The 19,437-nt window shown below is 70.6% G+C and carries 17 protein-coding genes, 1 pseudogene and 1 riboswitch; of the genes and pseudogenes, 8 read left to right on the forward strand and 10 right to left on the reverse strand.

Going from position 1 to position 19,437, the window contains the following annotated elements:
• Positions 1 to 182: 182 nt before the first annotated feature.
• The 6 genes from CW359_RS27035 to CW359_RS27060 all read right to left on the reverse strand — a co-directional run bounded on the left by CW359_RS27035 (position 183) and on the right by CW359_RS27060 (position 6,277).
• On the reverse strand, positions 183 to 1,064 hold the full coding sequence (locus tag CW359_RS27035) for a YihY/virulence factor BrkB family protein (protein ID WP_105972755.1): 882 nt from the start codon (positions 1,062 to 1,064) through the stop codon (positions 183 to 185).
• Positions 1,065 to 1,105: 41 nt separating this feature from the next.
• Positions 1,106 to 1,684: a 2'-5' RNA ligase family protein gene (locus CW359_RS27040; RefSeq protein WP_105972756.1), complete on the reverse strand. Its 579-nt coding sequence runs from the start codon at positions 1,682 to 1,684 to the stop codon at positions 1,106 to 1,108.
• Between the two features lie 186 nt (positions 1,685 to 1,870).
• Entirely contained in the window at positions 1,871 to 2,884 is a 1,014-nt protein-coding gene (gene trpS, locus CW359_RS27045; RefSeq protein ID WP_105972849.1) for a tryptophan--tRNA ligase, read from the reverse strand.
• A 139-nt stretch (positions 2,885 to 3,023) separates the two neighbouring features.
• Positions 3,024 to 4,487, reverse strand: a complete 1,464-nt coding sequence (locus CW359_RS27050) for a glycine hydroxymethyltransferase (RefSeq protein WP_105972757.1) — start codon at positions 4,485 to 4,487, stop codon at positions 3,024 to 3,026.
• 31 nt (positions 4,488 to 4,518) lie between these two features.
• A riboswitch (ZMP/ZTP riboswitch) is annotated at positions 4,519 to 4,608 on the reverse strand.
• 93 nt (positions 4,609 to 4,701) lie between these two features.
• The gene (locus CW359_RS27055) at positions 4,702 to 5,901 is read right to left on the reverse strand and encodes a glutathionylspermidine synthase family protein (protein WP_105972758.1); all 1,200 of its coding nucleotides are present in this window, start codon (positions 5,899 to 5,901) and stop codon (positions 4,702 to 4,704) included.
• Positions 5,902 to 5,908: 7 nt separating this feature from the next.
• Complete coding sequence (locus CW359_RS27060) at positions 5,909 to 6,277, reverse strand: hypothetical protein (protein WP_105972759.1); 369 nt, start codon at positions 6,275 to 6,277, stop codon at positions 5,909 to 5,911.
• 127 nt (positions 6,278 to 6,404) lie between these two features.
• Here CW359_RS27060 and CW359_RS27065 point away from each other — a divergent pair, with 127 nt between their 5' ends.
• Positions 6,405 to 7,223: a hypothetical protein gene (locus tag CW359_RS27065; protein WP_105972760.1), complete on the forward strand. Its 819-nt coding sequence runs from the start codon at positions 6,405 to 6,407 to the stop codon at positions 7,221 to 7,223.
• Between the two features lie 121 nt (positions 7,224 to 7,344).
• On the opposite strand, the gene CW359_RS27070 is transcribed toward CW359_RS27065, so the two are convergent.
• Positions 7,345 to 8,121, reverse strand: a complete 777-nt coding sequence (locus CW359_RS27070) for a DUF3050 domain-containing protein (RefSeq protein ID WP_198655403.1) — start codon at positions 8,119 to 8,121, stop codon at positions 7,345 to 7,347.
• Positions 8,122 to 8,320: 199 nt separating this feature from the next.
• On the opposite strand from CW359_RS27070, the gene CW359_RS27075 reads away from it, so the two are divergent.
• The 6 genes and pseudogenes from CW359_RS27075 (at position 8,321) to CW359_RS27100 (ending at position 16,561) form a co-directional block, all read left to right on the forward strand.
• Complete coding sequence (locus CW359_RS27075; RefSeq protein WP_105972761.1) at positions 8,321 to 8,953, forward strand: antibiotic biosynthesis monooxygenase; 633 nt, start codon at positions 8,321 to 8,323, stop codon at positions 8,951 to 8,953.
• A 34-nt stretch (positions 8,954 to 8,987) separates the two neighbouring features.
• A complete protein-coding gene (gene pabB / locus CW359_RS27080) occupies positions 8,988 to 11,201 on the forward strand; it encodes an aminodeoxychorismate synthase component I (RefSeq protein WP_105972762.1) in 2,214 nt (737 codons plus the stop codon).
• Positions 11,198 to 12,784, forward strand: coding sequence for a benzoate-CoA ligase family protein (locus CW359_RS27085; RefSeq protein WP_105972763.1), 1,587 nt, complete (start codon positions 11,198 to 11,200; stop codon positions 12,782 to 12,784). Before pabB ends, CW359_RS27085 begins: the two co-directional genes overlap by 4 nt.
• 95 nt (positions 12,785 to 12,879) lie before the next feature.
• Positions 12,880 to 14,451 (forward strand): annotated as a pseudogene (locus tag CW359_RS27090) (class I adenylate-forming enzyme family protein); the annotation flags it as partial.
• Positions 14,448 to 15,686: an FAD-dependent monooxygenase gene (locus tag CW359_RS27095; protein ID WP_105972765.1), complete on the forward strand. Its 1,239-nt coding sequence runs from the start codon at positions 14,448 to 14,450 to the stop codon at positions 15,684 to 15,686. The pseudogene CW359_RS27090 and the gene CW359_RS27095, both read left to right, overlap by 4 nt.
• A 41-nt stretch (positions 15,687 to 15,727) precedes the next feature.
• Positions 15,728 to 16,561 (forward strand): aminotransferase class IV, encoded by an 834-nt coding sequence (locus CW359_RS27100; protein ID WP_105972766.1) that lies wholly within the window; start codon positions 15,728 to 15,730, stop codon positions 16,559 to 16,561.
• A gap of 117 nt (positions 16,562 to 16,678) precedes the next feature.
• On the opposite strand, the gene CW359_RS27105 is transcribed toward CW359_RS27100, so the two are convergent.
• Positions 16,679 to 17,164: a carboxymuconolactone decarboxylase family protein gene (locus CW359_RS27105; protein ID WP_105972767.1), complete on the reverse strand. Its 486-nt coding sequence runs from the start codon at positions 17,162 to 17,164 to the stop codon at positions 16,679 to 16,681.
• 53 nt (positions 17,165 to 17,217) lie between these two features.
• Here CW359_RS27105 and CW359_RS27110 point away from each other — a divergent pair, with 53 nt between their 5' ends.
• Entirely contained in the window at positions 17,218 to 17,772 is a 555-nt protein-coding gene (locus tag CW359_RS27110; protein WP_105972768.1) for a hypothetical protein, read from the forward strand.
• On the opposite strand, the gene CW359_RS45960 is transcribed toward CW359_RS27110, so the two are convergent.
• Both CW359_RS45960 and CW359_RS27120 read right to left on the reverse strand, forming a co-directional pair.
• Positions 17,769 to 17,948, reverse strand: coding sequence for a hypothetical protein (locus tag CW359_RS45960; RefSeq protein WP_198655404.1), 180 nt, complete (start codon positions 17,946 to 17,948; stop codon positions 17,769 to 17,771). The genes CW359_RS27110 and CW359_RS45960 overlap by 4 nt on opposite strands.
• 185 nt (positions 17,949 to 18,133) lie before the next feature.
• A complete protein-coding gene (locus CW359_RS27120; RefSeq protein WP_232838610.1) occupies positions 18,134 to 19,417 on the reverse strand; it encodes a DUF5954 family protein in 1,284 nt (427 codons plus the stop codon).
• Positions 19,418 to 19,437: the final 20 nt, after the last annotated feature.

The following is a 19,437-nucleotide window of genomic DNA, read 5'->3' on the forward strand; positions in this document are numbered from 1 at the left end:
AAAATCGGCCTGGACGGCCTCGTCCTCAACCGCCGGACGGGCTGAAAACCCAAGCGCCGGCCGGCACCCCTCAGCCCGTCCGGCGTTTGAGGACGAGCGCGTTCAGCGCGACAGCGGGGGTCTGGGGGCGGCAGCCCCCAGGGATGGGAACGGGTAGGGGCGGCGGGGGCGAGGAAAAGTCGTTACGGGGTCGGGGGCTGCTTCGGGTCCTCCCGTTGGGCCGGCTCCGTTGCCGTCCAGCCCGCGCAGAACAGGACAAGTTTTGATGTGAAGTTGATCCACAGCAGCAGCGCCACCGGCACTCCGAACGCCCCGTACATGCTCTTCGCCGCCACCCCCTGCATGTAGCTGCTCAGCAGCAGCTTCAGCAACTCGAAACCCGCCGCTCCCATCAGTGCCGCCACGATCAGTCTGCGCCGGGTCGGTTCCACGCCTGGGAGGAGGGTCAGGACGTAGAGGAGGAGCAGGAAGTCCGCCAGGACGGCGACGCCGAACGCCGCCGCCCGTAGCAGGACCGCTCCCCAGCCCGCCTCGTCGATGCCCAGGCCCCGCGCGATCCAGCCGACCGCCGCCGAGGCGACCGTCGACGCCGCGAGGGTGACCAGGACCGCGCCGCCCAGGCCCACCAGGACTCCCGTGTCCTTCACCTTCCGCAGGACAGGGTTCCCCTCGTCCTCCGGCAGCTCCCACACCGCCCGCAGACACTCCCGCATCGAGCCGACCCACCCGATCCCCGTGAACAGCAGCACCGCCCCGGCGATCACCCCGACCGTGCCCGCGTTCTGCACCAGGCTGTCGATGTTCAGCTGCTCGGAGATGCCGGGCACCTGCTCGGCGATCTTGTCCTCCAGCGTGTGCTGCCGCTCGGTGCTGAGCGTGGCCGCGGCGATCGCGGCGGCCACCGTGAGGAGGGGGAACAGCGCCACGAAGCTGATGAAGGTCATCGCCGCCGCCAGCCTCGTCCACTTCACGCGGTCGAGGCGCTCGTACGACCGCCACGCGTGCGTGGACATCAGCCGGACGACGACCGGTCCGACGCCGGGGAGCTTCTTCAGCCAGTCCATAGTGACCTTGTACCCCGGAAACGCCCGTCCGTGTGGCGGTTCTACCTGGTCGGAAGCGTGCCGCGGTCCACATGGGTCGGCTGCGGCGGTACGACGGTCGAGCCGAACGAGAACTCGCGCAGCTTGCGCCACACCGCGTCGGGGCCCTGTTCGTAGAGCGCGAAGCCGGTGCAGGGCCAGTCGGCCTCGTAGTCGGCGAGGTCCGCGAAGGCGCGGTCCATCGCCTCCTCGTCGATGCTGTGGGCGACCGTCACATGCGGGTGGTACGGGAACTGGAGTTCGCGTGCCACCGGCCCCGAGGCGTCACGGACCTGCTTCTGCAGCCAGGTGCAGGCCTCGGCGCCCTCGACGATCTGGACGAACACGACGGGCGAGACCGGCCGGAAGGTGCCGGTGCCGGAGAGCCGGAGCGGGAAGGGGCGGCCGGCCGCGGCCACCTCCACCAGGTGCGCCTCGATGGCGGGCAGCGCCGCCGAGTCGACTTCCGTGGGCGGCAGCAGGGTGACATGGGTGGGGATGCCGTGAGCGGCGGCGTCGCCGAAGCCCGCACGCCGCTCCTGGAGCAGGGTGCCGTGAGGCTCCGGGACCGCGATCGACACACCGATCGTTACGGTCCCCACGTCGTCTCCTGTTCGTCGTCTCTGTTTCGTCGTCTCGGTGTCGCTCATGTCAGTCGGCTATCGACTGTACGGGCAGGGGGCGTCTGCGGGCAGGCGCACGCGTAGTGATGTGCAGCGCTCTCCGATGGCCCGGCGTGCGCCGTCCGGTGGTACTGGTTCAGGTGGTGGTACGGGTGCTGGTGCGGGTCAGTGCTTCGCCGGGAGGAAGCCGACCCGCTCGTACGCCTGGGAGAGCGTCTCCGCGGCGACCGCGCGTGCCTTCTCCGCGCCCTTGGCGAGGATCGAGTCGAGGGTCTCCGGGTCGTCCAGATACTGCTGGGTGCGCTCCTGGAACGGCGTCACGAAGTCGACGACGACCTCGGCGAGGTCCACCTTCAGCGCACCGTAGCCCTTGCCGTCGTATTTCTGCTCCAGTTCGGCGATTTCGACGCCCGTGAGGGTCGAGTAGATGCCGAGGAGGTTGCTGATGCCGGGCTTCTCGGCGGGGTCGAAGCGGATCACGGTGTCCGTGTCCGTGACCGCGCTCTTGACCTTCTTCGCGGTGGCCTTCGGGTCGTCCAGGAGGTTGATGAGGCCCTTCGGCGTCGATGCCGACTTGCTCATCTTGATCGACGGGTCCTGAAGGTCGTAGATCTTCGCCGTCTCCTTGAGGATGTACGGCTTCGGGATCGTGAAGGTCGCGCCGAACCGGCCGTTGAAGCGCTCGGCGAGGTCGCGGGTCAGCTCGATGTGCTGGCGCTGGTCCTCGCCTACGGGGACCTCGTTCGCCTGGTAGAGCAGGATGTCCGCGACCTGGAGGATCGGGTACGTGAACAGGCCGACGCTCGCGCTTTCGGCGCCCTGCCTGGCCGACTTGTCCTTGAACTGGGTCATCCGGCTGGCCTCGCCGAAGCCGGTGAGGCAGTTCATGACCCAGGCGAGCTGGGCGTGCTCGGGGACGTGGCTCTGCACGAAGAGGGTGCAGCGGTCGGGGTCCAGGCCCGCCGCGAGGAGCTGGGCGGCGGCGAGGCGGGTGTTGGCGCGCAGGTCGGCCGGGTCCTGCGGGAGGGTGATCGCGTGCAGGTCGACGACCATGTAGAAGGCGTCGTGGGTCTCCTGGAGGGCTACCCACTGGCGGACTGCGCCGAGGTAGTTGCCTAGGTGGAACGAGCCTGCGGTGGGCTGGATTCCGGAGAGCACGCGGGGACGGTCAGAGGCCATGTTCACCATTCTCTCAGAGGGTGAGGGTGGGATTGGCCCGGGAGGTGGGGGGTGGTTCGGTGCGTGGGGGACTGCGGACCGGTTGTGGCTGGTCGCGCAGTTCCCCGCGCCCCTGGCAGGCTGCCCCTGAGGGCGTTGATCAGCCGAGGTCGATCTCCGGGTACAGGGGGAAGCCCGCCACCAGGTCCGTCGCCCTCTGGGAGATCTCCTCCGACACCTTCTCGTCCAGGACGTGGGAGGCCTTCGACACGGCGCCCGACTTGGTGGTGCCCGGCTCCGCCGCCGTCAGGACCCGGTCGATCAGGCTCGCCACCTCGTCCATCTCCGCCGTGCCCAGGCCGCGCGTGGTGAGCGCCGGGGTGCCGATGCGGATGCCGGACGTGTACCAGGCGCCGTTCGGGTCGGCGGGGATGGCGTTGCGGTTGGTGACGATGCCCGAGTCGAGGAGGGCGGTCTCGGCCTGGCGGCCGGTGAGGCCGTAGGAGGAGGCGACGTCGATCAGGTTGAGGTGGTTGTCCGTGCCGCCGGTGACCAGGGTCGCGCCCCTGCTCATCAGGCCCTCCGCCAGGGCGCGGGCGTTGTCGACGATGCGCTGGGCGTAGTCCTGGAAGGCGGGCTGCCTGGCCTCGGCCAGTGCCACCGCCTTCGCCGCCATCACGTGCGGGAGCGGGCCGCCCAGGACCATCGGGCAGCCCCGGTCGACCTGGTCCTTGAGCGAGTCGTCGCACAGGACCATGCCGCCGCGCGGGCCGCGCAGGGACTTGTGCGTGGTGGTCGTCACGATCTGGGCGTGCGGGACCGGGTCGAAGTCGCCGGTCAGGACCTTGCCCGCGACCAGGCCCGCGAAGTGCGCCATGTCGACCATCAGCGTCGCGCCGACCTCGTCGGCGATCTCGCGCATGATCCGGAAGTTCACCAGCCGGGGGTACGCCGAGTAGCCCGCGACGATGATCAGCGGCTTGAAGTCGCGGGCCGTCGCGCGCAGGGCCTCGTAGTCGATCAGGCCGGTCGCCGGGTCGGTGCCGTACGAGCGCTGGTCGAACATCTTGCCGGAGATGTTGGGGCGGAAGCCGTGGGTGAGGTGGCCGCCGGCGTCCAGGCTCATGCCGAGCATGCGCTGGTTGCCGAAGGCGCGGCGCAGCTCGGACCAGTCGGCCTCGGAGAGGTCGTTGATCTGGCGGACGCCGGTCTTCTCCAGGAAGGGCGCCTCGACGCGGTCGGCGAGTACGGCCCAGAAGGCGACGAGGTTGGCGTCGATACCGGAGTGCGGCTGGACGTAGGCGTGCCGGGCGCCGAAGAGTTCGCGGGCGTGCTCGGCGGCGAGGGACTCGACGGTGTCGACGTTGCGACAGCCGGCGTAGAAGCGGCGGCCGATCGTGCCCTCGGCGTACTTGTCGCTGAACCAGTTGCCCATCGCGAGGAGGGTGGCCGGGGAGGCGTAGTTCTCGGAGGCGATCAGCTTGAGCATCTCGCGCTGGTCGTGGACCTCCTGGCCGATGGCGTCGGCGACGCGCGGCTCGACGGCGCGGATCACGTCGAGGGCGGCGCGGAAGGCGGTGGACTCGTTGGAGAGGGAGCCGGTGGAGCGGGGCTCGGGTGACATGGGGACCTCCGGACGTGGCGTTCGGCGTTCACGGGTCGGCCCAGGCGCACGGCACACATTGCGGCTCGGGCCGCTCCCCGATGGTCGATCCCATCCCAGCGCGCCAGTCACGGCCCGTCGGTCACCTTACCGGGCACACCGGACACCGGAGGTCCCGCGTCCATCATCCGAGCACGTCCACCATCCGAGCGGGACGAGCCGCCGCGGGATCCGGCTAGAGGATCACATGGGGCAGGAAGCGGGCGTACTCGTCCGTGATCGGGCCCGCCGACTCGCGGATGCCCAGGCCCGCCGACTCGTTCTCCACCACCCACGCGCCCAGCACCACCCGGTTGCCGTCGAAGTCCGGCAGCGGGGCCAACTCCTGGTAGCAGCAGGCCTCTTCGCCGTCCGCCGGTACGGCGGGTGCGCTGCCCGGTTCGTGGATCGTCACGCCGGCTCCCTCCCTGCCCAGGAGCGGCTTCGCCACGTAACCGGTGGTGTGGGCCAGTTCGCGGGGGCCGTCCAGGTAGGCGGGGAGGAGGTTCGGGTGGCCGGGGTACAGCTCCCAGAGGATCGCGAGCAGCGCCTTGTTGCTGAGCAGCATCTTCCAGGCGGGCTCGATCCACAGCGTCGTACCCGTGCCGCCGCCGTTGTCCAGGGTGTCGAGGACGTGGCCGGCGAACTCGTCGCTGGTGAGCCACTCCCACGGGTACAGCTTGAAACAGCTGCGGATGAACCGGAGTCGGTTGTCGACGAAGCGGCCGGAGAGGGAGTCCCAGCCGATCTCCTCCACGGCGAGCCAGTCGGTGTCGAGGCCCGCCTGTTCCGCCGTCTCCTTCAGATAGGCCACCGTCATCAGGTCCTCGCCGAGTTCGTCGGCGGCGGAGTGCGCGAAGTGCAGGGGGCTGCCGGGCGGGAGGAGTGCGGCCTGCTTCTTCCAGGCCGCGACCAGGCGTTCGTGGAGGGAGTTCCACTGGTCGGCGCCCGGGAAGCGGTCCTCCATCCAGAACCACTGGGGGGAGGCCGCCTCCACGAGGGAGGTGGGGGTGTCGGCGTTGTATTCGAGGAGCTTCGCGGGTGTCCCCGTGTCTCCGTCGTAGCGGAGGTCGAAACGGCCGTAGAGGGACGGGAGTTCGGCGCGGCGGTGCCAGGCCTCGGCGACCGCCGACGCGATGCGCGGGTCGGTGATGCCCAGGTCCGTGAAGCGGTTCTCGGTGACGATGTGGTCGGCCGCGGCCAGGCACATGCCGTGGAGTTCCTCGACGACCTCCTCCAGCGCCTCCACCTCGGGGAGCGAGAAGACGTAGTACGCGCTCTCGTCCCAGTAGGGGCGCAGGCGACCGTCGGGGTGGCGGGTGAGCGGGTAGATGAGCCCCTGTTCCTCGACCGTCCGCTGCCAGTCGGGGCGGGGCTCGATCGTGCGGCGCCGCATACCGGGCTCAGCCGCCCGAACTGCTGTCGCCGCCGCCGAGGCCACCACGGTGTACGCCGGTGCTCGAACCGTCGCTGTCGCCGCTCGAACTGCCGCTGCTCTTGCCGGACTTGGAGAAGGAGCCGCCCTTGACCCAGCCGGACTTCTTCTTGCCGCCGTAGTAGTGGGCGCCGTTGACGGCCGTGACCGTCTTGCAGTTCTTGTCGGCGACGACCTTGTAGCCCTTGGCCGCGTTGTAGCTGTCGCGGTCCACGCAGCGCTTGTCGGGGGCGTCGGAGGAGCAGGCGGTGAGGGCGGCTGCGAGCAGGCCCATTCCGCCCAGTACGACGGTGCCTGAGCGGAGTTGCCCGCGTGACTGTCTGGCTGCGTCGGCCATGTTCGTGTCTCCCCGTTGGTGTTTCGCCCTGCTTGACGTTGGCTCAGCTTAAAGATCGTCCAAGAACGGGTGTACGCCTACCCCCCTGTACCTCCCGTCCACCTAGAGTCGCTTTGTGCTCTTTGGAATGGTGTGCGCGCTCGGCGCGGCGGTCTGCTTCGGTACGGCGACGGTGTTGCAGGCGATGGCCGCGCGAGCCGCCGCCGACGTCCCCGGCCGAGGGGGCGATGCCGCGCTGCTGCTGCGGGCGGTGCGGCAGTGGCGGTACATCGCCGGGCTGGGGCTCGACGGACTCGGCTTCGTCTTCCAGGTCGCCGCGCTGCGGTCCGTTCCGATCTACGCGGTCGGCGCGGCGTTGGCCGCGAGTCTGGCCGTCACCGCGGTGGTCGCCGCCCGGCTGCTGCGGGTGCGGCTGAGCGGGGTGGAGTGGGCCGCGGTGGGGGTCGTGTGCGCGGGCATGGGGATGCTGGGGCTCGCCTCGGGGACGGAGGGCGAGCGGGCGGGGCCCGACGCGCTGGGGTACGCGATGCTCGCGATCGCGGTGGGGGTGCTGGTGCTGGGGCTGCTCGGTGGGCGGTTGCCCGAGCGCGGGCGGGGGCTGGTGCTCGGGTTGGGGGCGGGGTTCGGGTTCGGGGTGGTCGAGGTGTCGGTGCGGCTTGTCGACGAGGTGTCGGTGGGGGCGCTGGTGCGGAACGTGGCGGTGTACGCGGTGGTGGTGGGGGGTGGGGCGGCGTTTCTCGCGTTGACTTCGGCGTTGCAGCGGGGGGCGGTGACCGTGCCTACCGCGGGGATGGTGATCGGGGAGACGATCGGGCCCGCGCTGATCGGGGTGGTGTGGCTGGGGGATCGTACGCGGGAGGGGTTGGGGTGGCTGGCGGTGGTGGGGTTCGGGGTCGCGGTGGCGGGGGCGCTGGCGCTGGCCCGGTTCGGTGAGGCCCCGGAGTGAGTTCTCGCCCCCGCCGCCCTTACCCGTTCCCATCCTTCTGGGGGCTGCGCCCCCAGACCCCCGCAATCGGCCTGAACGGCCTCGTCCTCAAACTCCCCCAGAGGGGGGACCCCCAGACAGGCTAAAAGGCGGCCACCACCCCGTCCCACAACCGCACCCTCGCCTCCAGCGCGTCCATCGCCGTCTCGGCCGCCTCCCTCCACCTCTCGTCGCTCACCCCGCACAGGTCCGCGACCATCTGCATGGCCATCGGGGTGTGTTCCTCGCCGTCGACCTCGATGTGGCGGGAGAGGTAGTCGCGGAAGAGGGGGAAGCGGTCCGTGCCCTCCTTCTTGATCACCTGGTCGAACATGTCCGGGATGAGGTCCTCCCGGGAGAAGGCGAACGCCGCCGCCCGGCAGTGCAGCGGGCGGTCGTTGATGATCTCGAAGGTCGTGCGGACGAACTCGGCCGCCGGGAGCGGGACTTGGGCCACCCGTAGGGCCGAGGTCACGTCGTGGCCCTCGCCGACCAGGCCGAGGAAGGTGTCGATGCGGGTCGGGTCGGCGTCGGCCTCCGTCATGCCGGCCCGGTACAGCTCGAAGTGGCTGGTGAAGCCGCCGTTCAGCTCGTCGCTCTCCTCCACGAGCACGATGTCGTTGATGAGGCGCCGGCTCACCTCCGACCCGCGCGGCACCCAGGGGACGTCGACACAGGTCAGCTCCCGCTGCAGCGACTTGAGCAGGGACATGAAGTCCCAGACCGCGAACACATGGTGTTCCATGAACGTCGCCATGTGTTCCCGGGTGTTTATCCGCTGGTAAATGGGGTGGGCGGTCACTTCTTTTCGTGCCGGTTCGATCACGGACCGGGCCCGCTCGATCCCCTCGTGAGTCATATCCCAGTCGTACCTGGACATGAAATCTCCCTCGCGTTGGTCGAATGGCGATCGTGCAGCTTTACCGCCCGCCCGGCAAGCACTTTCCTGAATTCCGGAGAAGTTACCTCGAGTATCACTCAAACATTGATCGACAGAGTACACAAAGCTGGCTCAAAGGACGACAAGAAGCCATCTTCCGGACATCCTGGCGGGGGTTTCGAAAATCTTCGTTGAAGATTTGAGCGTGACCGCATCCCGGTGCGTATACGACAGGGTGACCAGGAATCCCGTCACCGTCACGGTGGCGTATCAAGTGATCCCGGGCCGCGAGACCGAGTTCCACTCCTGGGGGTGGGCCATGCTGCGCGCGACCGCGCGTGAGCCGGGTTTTCTGGGGGGTGGTGTGCTTGTCGACGGAGAGGCGGACTGGCATGTGGTCTACCGCTTCGACAGTGAGAGTTCGGGGCTGGCCTGGGAGAACTCCGTCGCTTGGGCCCAGTGGACGGCCAAGGCGCAGACACTGGCCCGAGAGACCGGGCGCCGCAGCGTGCCGGGCTCCAAGACCTGGTTCGAGGCTCAGACGGACACCCCGGCCGCCGCTGCGGCGCCGGCCCCGCCCCGTCCTCCGGACAAATGGAAGCTCTGGTTCGTGAATATGAGCGCGGTTTTTCCACCCGTGCTTATATTCAATCTGACCATTCTCCCCTATCTCGGCGGCGTCAATCCGCTGCTGCGTACGCTACTGCTGTGCCTGGCCGTGACGGCATTCGTCACCTATATCCTCATGCCGCGCCTTCAGCGGTTCTTCAAGAAATGGCTGTATCCGCCGCTCCAGGCACTCCGTGGACGGCACAAACGGAGAACCGCATGAACTACCGCATGAACGATGCAAGGGAGGTGGGCGGGTGAAGACCCTGCTCATCGACAATTATGACTCGTACACGTACAACCTTTTCCAGCTGATCGCCGAGGTCAACGGCGAGGAACCGGTGGTGATCCGTAACGACGCCCCTGCCGCCGTGACCAGCGCATTCGACACTCTTGCCGATTTCGACAACGTGGTCGTCTCCCCCGGGCCGGGACACCCCGCGGCCCCCCGCGATTTCGGGATCAGCGCACGTGTACTCGCCGAGTCGCACATCCCCGTACTGGGCGTCTGCCTCGGTCACCAGGGGATCGCGCTCGGCGAATCGGGCCGGGTCGTGCCCGCCCCCGAGCCCCGCCACGGGTATCTCTCCACGATCCGGCACGACGAGCAGGACCTCTTCAAGGGGCTGCCGCAGAACTTCACCGCCGTGCGCTACCACTCCCTCTCCGTGCGCGAGCCGCTGCCGGAGACCCTCCAGGCCACCGCGTGGTCCGAGGACGGCGTCCTGATGGGCCTGCGGCACCGCACCCGCCCGCTGTGGGGAGTGCAGTTCCACCCGGAGTCCGTCCTCACCGAGTACGGCCGGCGCATGCTGATGAACTTCCGCAACCTCACCGCGGACCGCGCCCGCAAGCTCCGTACGAAGAACACCGCCGTCACCCGCCGGGCCGCGGCGATGCCCGAGCCCACCTCCCCCGTGCTCGTCCCCCGCACCCCGCGCATCCCGGCCCAGCGCCGCTCCGCCCCGCAGCGGCCCACCCACCGGCTGCACACCCGCCGGATCACCACCGCCGTGGACACGGAGGCCGCCTTCGGCCGGATGTACGCGGGTTCGCCGCGCGCCTTCTGGCTGGACAGTTCGCAGGTCGAGGCGGGACGGTCGCGGTTCTCGTTCTTCGGGGACGGGTCGGGTCCGCTCGCCGAGTTCGTGCGGTACGACGTCACCAGCGGCGTCTGCGAGATCGAGCGGGACGGACGGCCCACCCGCAAGGTGCAGGCGAGCGTCTTCGACTACCTGAAGCGGAAGCTGATCAGCCGTCAGGTCGACGCCACCGGGCTGCCGTTCGACTTCACCGGCGGTTACGTCGGCTACTTCGGGTACGAGACGAAGGCCGACTGCGGCGCCTCCGCCAACGCGCATCGGGCCCAGACCCCGGACGCCTGCTGGCTGTTCGCCGACCGGCTGATCGCGGTGGACCACCAGGAGGGCCACACCTACGCGGTCTGTCTCGCCGAGGACACCCCGCAGGCCACGCTGGAGGCCGCCGACTGGCTGGACAGCGCACTGGCCCAACTCACCTTCGTCGTCGCGGAACAGACCCCGGCACCCGTGCCCGCCGCCGCGCCGGACCCCGAGGCCGCCGAGCCGTGGCTGGTGCGTGACCGGGCCACCTATCTCGCCGACATCGACTCGTGTCAGCGGGAGTTGCGGGCCGGTACGAGTTACGAGGTCTGTCTGACCGACGCGGCCAGGATGCCCGCCCCGGCGGACTCGTACGACTACTACCGCGTGCTGCGCCGGGTCAACCCGGCGCCGTACGCGGCCTTTCTGCGCTTCGGCGACCTCGACGTGGCCGGTTCCTCGCCCGAGCGGTTCCTGCGCATCACCCGGGACGGCATGGCCGAGGCCAGGCCCATCAAGGGCACCGCGCCGCGCGGCAGCGGTCCTGCGGAGGACGACGCCCTGCGCGACTCGCTCGCCGCCGACGACAAGACGCGCGCCGAGAACCTGATGATCGTCGACCTGCTCCGCAACGACCTCGGCCAGGTCTGCCGCACCGGCACGGTCCGCGTCTCCCGGCTGATGGTCGCCGAGACCTACGCGACCGTGCACCAACTCGTCTCCTACGTCGAGGGACGGCTGCGCGAGGGCACCGACTCGGTGGACGCCGTCCGCGCCTGCTTCCCCGGCGGCTCGATGACCGGCGCCCCCAAGCTGCGCACGATGGAGATCATCGACTCGCTGGAGACCGAGGCCCGGGGTGTGTACTCCGGCGCCCTCGGCTATCTGGGGTGCAGCGGCGGCGCCGATCTGAGCATCGTCATCCGGACCGCCGTGATCGCCGACGGGGAGATGCAGCTGGGCGCGGGCGGCGCGATCGTCCTCGACTCCGACCCGGTCGCCGAGTACGACGAGATGCTCCTGAAGACGGCCGCCCAGATGCGCGCCTACGAGGAGTACCGGTCGTCCTCTTCCTCGTCCCGGACGTCCTCGTCCCTGCCGGTCGCCGCCGAGGAGGCCGCGCGATGACGACCCACCCCTCCCCCACGGCTCCTCCGCCCCCGCCCCCGGCGGACGCCGGCGCCCCCGGCAACCTCGCCGCCCACCTGGCCGCCCTCGCCGAGCGGCGCGGCTGGACCGACCGGGCCGCCTTCCACCAGGGACACCAGGGGCACCGCTCCTGGACGCACGGCGAGGTGCACGAGCTGGCCGCCCGGACGGCGACGGTCCTCGCCGGGCACGGGGTACGGGCCGGTGACCGGGTGCTCCTCGCCCTGCCCGACGGCATCACCTGGGTGACCGCCTTCCTCGCGACCGCCCGGCTCGGCGCGGTGGCCGTCCTGGTCAACCCCGAACTCCCCGCCGCCGACCACGCATTCATGACGGAGGACGCCCAGGCCGTGCTGTGCGTGACCGGACCCGGTCTGGAGGAGACGGAAGGGGAGGAGGGCCGTTTCGCGGGGCGGCCCCTGCTCGGTGCCGATCAGCTCGCCGCCCTCGCCCCCACCGCCGAACCGGCCGCCACCGCCCACCCGGTGGACGCGCACACGCCCCTGTACGTGCAGTACACCTCCGGAACGACCGGGCGCCCCAAGGGAGTTGTGCACGCGCACGGCGACCCGAAGACCTACCACGACCTCATCGGGCGCCGGCTGCTGCGCATCACCGAGGACGACGTCACCCTCTCCGTGTCGAAGATGTTCTTCGCGTACGGCTTCGGCAACGCCTTCGTCTTCCCGCTCTTCTCCGGCTCCTCGGCCGTCCTGGTGGACCGGAGGCCGACCCCGGCCGCCGTCGACGAACTCGTCGCCCGGCACCGGGTCACACTGATCTACTCGGTGCCGTCCGCGTACGCCGCCCTCGTCTCCGACCGGGGCAGCGGCCACCAGTCCTGCTTCGCCTCCGTACGGGCCGCCGTGTCGGCCGGTGAGGGGCTGCCGGAGGGGCTCGGGCAGCAGGTCGCCGAGCTGCTCGGCGCCCCGGTGCTGGAGCAGATCGGCTCGACGGAGGCCGGACACGCCTTCTGCGCCAACAGCCTCGACCACAACCACCCCGGTACGGTCGGCCGTCCCGTCCCCGGTTTCGAGGTCGAGCTGCGCGACCGCGCCGGAGCCCGCTTACCCGATGCCGGCCAGGGCGCGGAGGGCGTCGAGGGCGAACTCTGGGTGCGTGGGCCCACGGTGACGAGCGGCTACCTCAACCGGCCCGAGGAGACAGCGAGTTCGCTGGTCGGCGGCTGGCTGGCCACCCGGGACCGGGCGGTGCGCGAACCGGACGGTTCCTACCGGCATCTGGGCCGCGCCGACGACATGGAGATGGTCGGCGGCATCACGGTCTCGCCGCTGGAAGTGGAGGCCGTACTGCGCACCCACCCGGCGGTGAAGGAGGTCGCCGTCGCCGCGCTCACCGACGACCGGGGCTTCAGCAGGCTGCGTGCCTTCGTCGTCCCCGTCGAACCGCCCAGGGCGGGCCTGGAGACCGAACTGATCGAGCTGGCCCGCGCCCGGCTCGCCGCCTTCAAGGCCCCCCGCAGCGTCAGTTTCGTCCCGTCGCTGCCCCGCACCTCTACGGGCAAGCTCCGCCGCCACCTAGTCCGCCAGGGCGCCTGGTGACCGGCACGACCACCCTCACCACCGTCACCACCATCGCAAGTCCCGCCGCACGACACGTACTTCAGCCTTCAGAAGGGAACGGGCGCATGCCACAGCAGCAGCCCCTGCTCGCCGAACGCGGTTTCTATCTGGGCCCGGTCTTCCGGCGGGCCGCCGACCGGCACGGAGCCGTCTTCGTCACCCTGGACCGGCCGCTGGACGTCAGTCCCGATCTCGGGGTGGACCTCAGCTACAGCCAACTCGCCGACCTGGTCGATGAGTTGTCGGCCCGGCTGTGGGCGGCGGGAGTACGGCCGTCCGAGCAGGTGGTCGTCCACAAGACCGACAACGTCGACATCGTGCTGCTGACCTGTGCGGTCTCCCGGATCGGCGCGGTCCCGGTGCTGCTCTCCCCCGGCCTCGCCGGACCGGTCGTCGGCCAGTTGCTGCAGCGGCTGCGGCGGCCGTGGCTGCTCACGGACAGCGCCAAACTCACCGGCCCGCTAGCGGAGTTGGACCTCTCCCCGCTGGTCCGCCGGACCCTCGCCGTCGACGTCGGCACCGACGCGCCCGGCGCCGAACCGCTGGAGATGTACGCCGGTGCCGAACCCGCGGCGCCCGTCCGCCTCCACCCCCGTGAACCCGCGCTGATCACCCACAGCTCGGGCACCACCGGCATCCCGAAGCTCGCCGTGCACTGCGCGAACACCATGTGGAACCGGCTCGTACCGCAGCAGGCGATGGGCTGGCCCACGCGCGGGGAGACGGCCGCGCTGCACATGTCCTTCGTGCACTCGCGCTTCTACCATCTCCTCGGCGTGCTCCTGCACTTCGGCAGCCCGCTGCTCCTGATCACCGACCCGGCCCCGGCCAACGTGGGCCCGCTGCTCGCCCGCCACCGCCCCGGGATCGTCGAGACGCACCCCAACACCTTCGTCCTGTGGGAGGAGTTGGCGGACGCGCCGGGTCAACCCCTGTCACGGGTACGGTCGTACGGGTCGACGTTCGACGCGATCCACCCGCGTACCGTGAAGCGGCTGCTGGGCGCCTCGAAGCGGCGTAACGCCTGGCTGATCCAGCTGTACGGGCAGAGCGAGACCGGTCCTGTCGCCTTCCAGTGGTTCACCCGGCGCAGTGCCGCGAAGGCGGACGGGCGGCGGGTCGGGATCGGGATACCCGGCTTCACCCGGGTCCGCGTCACGGACGACGACGGACAGCCGGCCGCACCGGGAAAGCCGGGCCGCATCGAGGCCCGGACGCGCGGACGCATCCTCACCTACCTCGGCGCGCGCGAGCAGTACGAGCGCCAGCTGGACGGCGGCGGATGGTGGCAGATGGGCGACATGGGGTACCGCAGCAGGCTCGGCGCGCTCTATCTCATCGACCGCGAGATCGACCAGATCGACTCCGTGCACAGCAATCTGGAGGTCGAGGACACGCTGATGGACCGGCTGGAGGAGCTGCGCGAGGTCGTCATCGTGCCGGGCGCCGACCGTGAGCCGGTGCCGGTGATCTGCGTACGGGACGAGGTGCCCCTCGACCCCGACCGCTGGAAGCAGGCGACCGCCGACCTGCCGACGATGGCCGCGCCGCGTCAGTGGCGGTTCGAGGAGCTGCCGATGACGGCGACCTGGAAGGTGAAGCGGGTGGAGATCAGCCGCATGCTCGCCGAGAGCGCCCGCGCGTGACCACCCCGGAGCGGGTACCCGAGCGGGTACCGGAGCGGGTGATCGTCGTGGGTGCCGGTCCCGTCGGTCTCTCGGCCGCCCTCGGGCTGCGCGCGCACGGACTGCCGGTCGTGGTCCTGGAGTCGGACCCCGAGGACCGTGAACGCCCGGGCAGCCGCGCCCTGTTCGTGCACCGCGAGACCCTGCGGCTGCTGGACGGGATGCGCCCGGGCCTGGCCGCCGAGTTCACGTCGTACGGCCGGACCTGGCACACCAGGCGCACCCTCTACCGGGGCCGCGAGGTCTACTCCCGCACCTTCCCGGAGACGCCCGACTCCCCGGTGTCCATACCGCCGTTCACCAGTCTGCGCCAGGTCGACACGGAGCGCTTCCTGCGCGCCGCCTGCCGGGACGCGGGCGTCGAGTTCGCGTGGGGCGTGCGCGTGACGGGCGTGCGTTCCTCGCCGACCGGGGTCACCCTCACCGACTCCGACGGCGGCGTCTGGCACGGCACGCACGTGGTCGCGGCCGACGGCGCCCGGTCCGCCGTACGGGCGGAGTTGGGGATCACGATGGAGGGGACGCGCTCGGAGGGCTTCCACGTGGTCGTGGACGTCGCCGACATCCCCGGCGCCGAACTCCCCCTGGAGCGCGTCTTCCACTACGAACACCCGGGCGTGGGCGGCCGGAGCGTGATGCGGGTGCCGTTCACCGGCGGCTTCCAGGTCGACCTCCAGTGCCGCGACGACGACCGGCAGGAGGCGTACGGCACCGAGGAGGCCGTACGGGACTGGCTGCCGTCGGTGCTTGAGGCGCCCGGGTACGGCTCGCAGATCCTGTGGGTGTCGACGTACCGCTTCCTGCGCAAGGTCGCGGACGCGTTCACCGATCCGCACCGGCGGGTGCTGCTCGTCGGGGAGGCGGCGCATCTCTTCCCGCCGTTCGGGGCGCGCGGCATGAACAGCGGGATCGCGGACGCGGCGGCAGCGGCGTCGGCGATCGCGGCGGTGACCAGAACGGGGCTGGAGGGGGCGGTCGCCGAGTTCGCCGAAGTACGGCACGCGGCGGCCCTGTTCAACAGCGCCGCCGCCGGTACGGCCCTGGACCACCTGCGCCCGCAGCGCCGGATCGTCCGGGCCAAGCAGCGTGCGGCGGCGGCCCTCGCACCGGTCCTGCCGTGGTGCGGGTCGTGGCTGGAGCACGCGCCGTACGGGCCGCGCAACGGGGCACCGGCGGTGGCCGGCCGCAAGTACTGACCGAGGCAGCAGAGCACCAAGGCATCGAGAAAGAGCACTTGATGACGTACCCAGCAACACAAGCGGCGGCCAGGGAAGGGCTGTTGACGTGGTCGCCGCGCCGTGGTCTGACCGGTCCCGGCTCCGCCGGTTCCGTACCGACGGTGGGCGAGCGGCTGGCGGTGGCCGACTCCTGGCTGCTGCGCGACGGCCGGGTCCGCGGCCTCGTCCGGCACCGGGAACGCTTCCTGCGCGCCTGCGGCGACTCCGGCGGCCCCTCGCCGCGCCAACTGGTGGACTTCTGGCGGGACATGACCACCGCGCTGCCGCGCACCGGGGAGTGGTTCCCCCGGGTGGAACTGGGCGCGGAATCAAGGGAGTTGAGACTCCTGCTCCGGCACGCCCCACCGCTGGGCACGAGCGTACGGGTCTGGGCGACGGGCCAGCCCGATCCGCGGACCGTCCCCCGCCGCAAGGGCCCCGACCTGGACACCCTGGCCCGGGTCCGGCAGCGGGCGAACGGTGCCGGGGCCGACGAGGCGGTGCTGGTCACACCCTCGGGCGTGGTCCTGGAGGGCGCCACCTCCAGCGTCCTGTGGTGGGAGGACGACACCCTGTGTCTGCCCTCGCCACAGCTCCCGGTCCTGGCCGGGGTCACCCTCTCCCTCGTCCAGGAACGCGCCCAGCGCACCGGCATCCGCGTCGCCCACCGCGAACGCGCCCTCACCGACCTGGACGGCCGCGAGGTGTGGCTGGTGAACGCCCTGCACGGAATCCGCCCGGTGACGGAATGGACGACGGGCGAGGGATCGGAACCGCTGTTGCGGGCCGGGCGCGCGGAACGGGCGGCCGAATGGCGGCAATGGCTGGAGGCCCTGATGGAGCCGCTGCAGTAAACGACCGGAGAAAGAAAGTAAAGAGCGAGAAGAAAAAGAGAGAAGAAAGGTGAAGAAAGGTGGGGCAGGGCGTCGAATTCGCCCCGCCTCACCTTTTCACGCCCGAATTCGGCTGCCCTACTTCGCCGCCGGCTTATAGGCCCCCGGAACCATACGGGTCGCGATGGCGGTCCGGTTGTACGCGTTGATGACGGTGATCACCCAGATCAGTGCGGCGACCTGTGCCTCGTCGAAGACGGCGGCGGTGTCCGCGTACACGTCGTCGGGCACGTGTCCGTCGTGGACCAGGGTCACCGCCTCGGTGAACGCCAGTGCGGCACGCTCCCGTTCGGTGAAGAAGGGGGTCTCCCGCCAGGCGCTGAGGGCGTAGATCCGCTGCTCGGTCTCGCCCTGGGCGCGGGCGTCCTTGGTGTGCATGTCGAGGCAGAACGCACAGCCGTTGATCTGCGACGCGCGAATCCGGATCAGTTCCAGGAGTTCCGGTTCGAGCTTGGCGTCCTGCGCGGCGGAAACGGCGGCGCCGTGCAGGGCACCCATCGACGCGGAGACATCGGGGGTGATTTTCTTGATGGCGACACGGGATACGGGATCAGTGGTGGTCATGGGATTACTATATCCACGAAAAAGTAGGCCCTGGAGGATAGGAGAGCAAACCGGTGACCCCTTACTCCCTGGCCTTCTACATGGAGGTCGTCACCACCGGCGCCGTGCTCGGCGTGAGCCACGCCGACTCTCCCGAGCAGGTCGCCCAGGTCCTGGGGCCGGACTTCGCCGAGGACGCCTTCAGCGACCGGAGCCTGTGCCTCGGCTACGGCTTCGCCGAGTTCTTCTGGGAGCGCGCCTCCGCCGACGACCCCTGGTCGGGCCACCACTTCACCCTCCAGATGCACCGGCTCGCGCACCGGAAGCGCGTCGACGTCCACGACGTGCTTCGTGCCCGGTACGGGCGCTTCGCCCGCAGGCTCAGGTTCGAGAAACTGCGACGTCTCCTCGTGCGGCGCGGTGTGCCCTTGGTGGAGATCCCGGCGATCCCGGCAACCGGTCCGTACTTCCGTACGTTCTGGCAGCCCGACTCCCGTGTCGCCCTCACCGTCATCGGCACCTACGGCGAGCACCGGACGCCGGACAATCTGCGGGTCGGTGACGTGTACAGCGTCCACGGCCCGCTGACCGCCGAGGAAGTGGCGTGGCGGAGGGCGGCACAGGCCTAGGAACCGGCCGTCGAAGCGACCGCCGCGCACAGCTCCTCCTGCGCACCCGCCCAGCCATGGTCCACCGCCGGTCGCCGCCGGACCGCCTCCCGTACCACCGACTCCCCGGTGCCCGGCGGGAGTTGGAGAACCGCGTGCGGACCGGCCGCGACGCCGGTCGCGTGGACCTGGGGCACCCTGGCGACGAGGGCGACGAAGGCTGCGAGCGGGCACCGCCGGCCTTCCCGACCTCGCCCGCTCCCGGCCCCTGACCTGTCCGGCCTCGCCCTTCCCAGCGTCACAATTCCGGGCGTCACCCTTTCCCGGCCCTCACCCGGCCCGGCCCAGCCTTGTCCCGGTCCTCACCCGGCCCGGCCCAGCCCTATCCCGACCCCTCACCCGCGCCGGCCTCACCCTCTCCGCCCGGCCCCTCGCCCTCGCCCTCCCCCTGCCCTGGAACCCCTGCCTGGCCCTGACCTTGGCCCTCTACCTGCCCCTGCCCCTGCCCCTGCCCCTGGGCCTGGGCCCTCTCCAGTGCCTCCTCCTTCGCCTTGCTCCTCTTCTCCCGTACGGCCGTCCTGCGCGCCTCCTCCGCGTCCCAGCGGCGCTTCAGTTCCAGGGTTCGGCCGGTGAACTCGACCGGCTCATCGTCGTCCTCTTCCCTCCACAGGCCCTTCGCCTTCAGTTCTCGGGTCTGGACCTCGACCGGCGGCTCGGGGTCCCAGTCCGAGGGGCGGGGGCCCTCCGGGCCGTCCGGGCCGACTCTCACCAGGCGTTCCACTCGGGTCACCCGGTAGCGGACCCCGTCGACTGTCGCGACGTTCAGGCGCCTCTCGTCCACCCGGTCGGCGACCGAGGCGTACTCCTGGGCCTTCTCGTCGGTCAGGCCTCGGTGGTAGGGGGCCATCACACGCAGCCAGTAGGCCAGCGAGTCCCTCGCCCCCTGGGGTGTCGAGTGGGAGGCGCCGGGGTTGTGCGACCGCCAACTCCCCTCCACGCGCTCGGAGATCATGTAGACGGCGGGCAGCAGTACCCCGCCCGGGTGGGTGTGTAGTGCGCGCCTTGCCTCGTCCCGGACGTCCTGCGGGGCGCCGCGGGCGATGCCGACGAACTGGATCAGGTCCAGTTTGAGGATGCCGTCGGAGAGCCCGGTGCCCGTGACGGGGTCGACCACGAAACCCTTGGTGCGCGGGCCGACCCGGTACGCCTCGCCGACCTCCGCCGGGTCGGGGTCGGAGGGGCGGGGCGGCTCGGGGCCGTTCGGGCCCATCCTTACGAAACGGGACGCGCGCACGATGCGGAAGCGTTCGCCGCGCACCCGGAGGTCGTTCACGACCTCCCGGTCCATGCGCAGGGCCGCCGCCATCCACTTGCGCCTGGCGGTCTCGTCACCCGCCTCCTCCGCCTCGCTCGCCCGCAGCCGGAACACCGAACCGAGCGAGTCCCGGGAGCCCTGCGGGGTGTCGTTGCCGTAGCCGAACAGCTCCCAGCCGCCCGCCTCGCGCTCCTTGGCGTGGAAGAACTCCGGGATACCCACACCCATCAGGTCGGGGTACCGCATCGCGGCCTCCGCCGCCTCCTGCTCGGCGAAGGCCGCGATCGGGCCCTCCTGGGCGGTGACCCGGATCGTCAGATAGGCGGGGACGTGATCCCTGTAGTCGCTCATGCACTGAGCGTGCACACAAG

This window comes from Streptomyces geranii (genome assembly GCF_002954775.1).
Taxonomy (GTDB): domain Bacteria; phylum Actinomycetota; class Actinomycetes; order Streptomycetales; family Streptomycetaceae; genus Streptomyces; species Streptomyces geranii.

Bases quoted from the DNA above. Each gene is read 5' to 3' on its own strand.
- CW359_RS27035 (WP_105972755.1), bottom strand. From the start codon at position 1,064: ATGGACTGGCTGAAGAAGCTCCCCGGCGTCGGACCGGTCGTCGTCCGG.
- trpS (WP_105972849.1), bottom strand. From the start codon at position 2,884: ATGGCCTCTGACCGTCCCCGCGTGCTCTCCGGAATCCAGCCCACCGCA.
- CW359_RS27050 (WP_105972757.1), bottom strand. From the start codon at position 4,487: ATGTCACCCGAGCCCCGCTCCACCGGCTCCCTCTCCAACGAGTCCACC.
- CW359_RS27055 (WP_105972758.1), bottom strand. From the start codon at position 5,901: ATGCGGCGCCGCACGATCGAGCCCCGCCCCGACTGGCAGCGGACGGTC.
- CW359_RS27060 (WP_105972759.1), bottom strand. From the start codon at position 6,277: ATGGCCGACGCAGCCAGACAGTCACGCGGGCAACTCCGCTCAGGCACC.
- CW359_RS27065 (WP_105972760.1), top strand. From the start codon at position 6,405: ATGGTGTGCGCGCTCGGCGCGGCGGTCTGCTTCGGTACGGCGACGGTG.
- CW359_RS27070 (WP_198655403.1), bottom strand. From the start codon at position 8,121: ATGTCCAGGTACGACTGGGATATGACTCACGAGGGGATCGAGCGGGCC.
- CW359_RS27085 (WP_105972763.1), top strand. From the start codon at position 11,198: ATGACGACCCACCCCTCCCCCACGGCTCCTCCGCCCCCGCCCCCGGCG.
- CW359_RS27100 (WP_105972766.1), top strand. From the start codon at position 15,728: ATGACGTACCCAGCAACACAAGCGGCGGCCAGGGAAGGGCTGTTGACG.
- CW359_RS27105 (WP_105972767.1), bottom strand. From the start codon at position 17,164: ATGACCACCACTGATCCCGTATCCCGTGTCGCCATCAAGAAAATCACC.
- CW359_RS27120 (WP_232838610.1), bottom strand. From the start codon at position 19,417: ATGAGCGACTACAGGGATCACGTCCCCGCCTATCTGACGATCCGGGTC.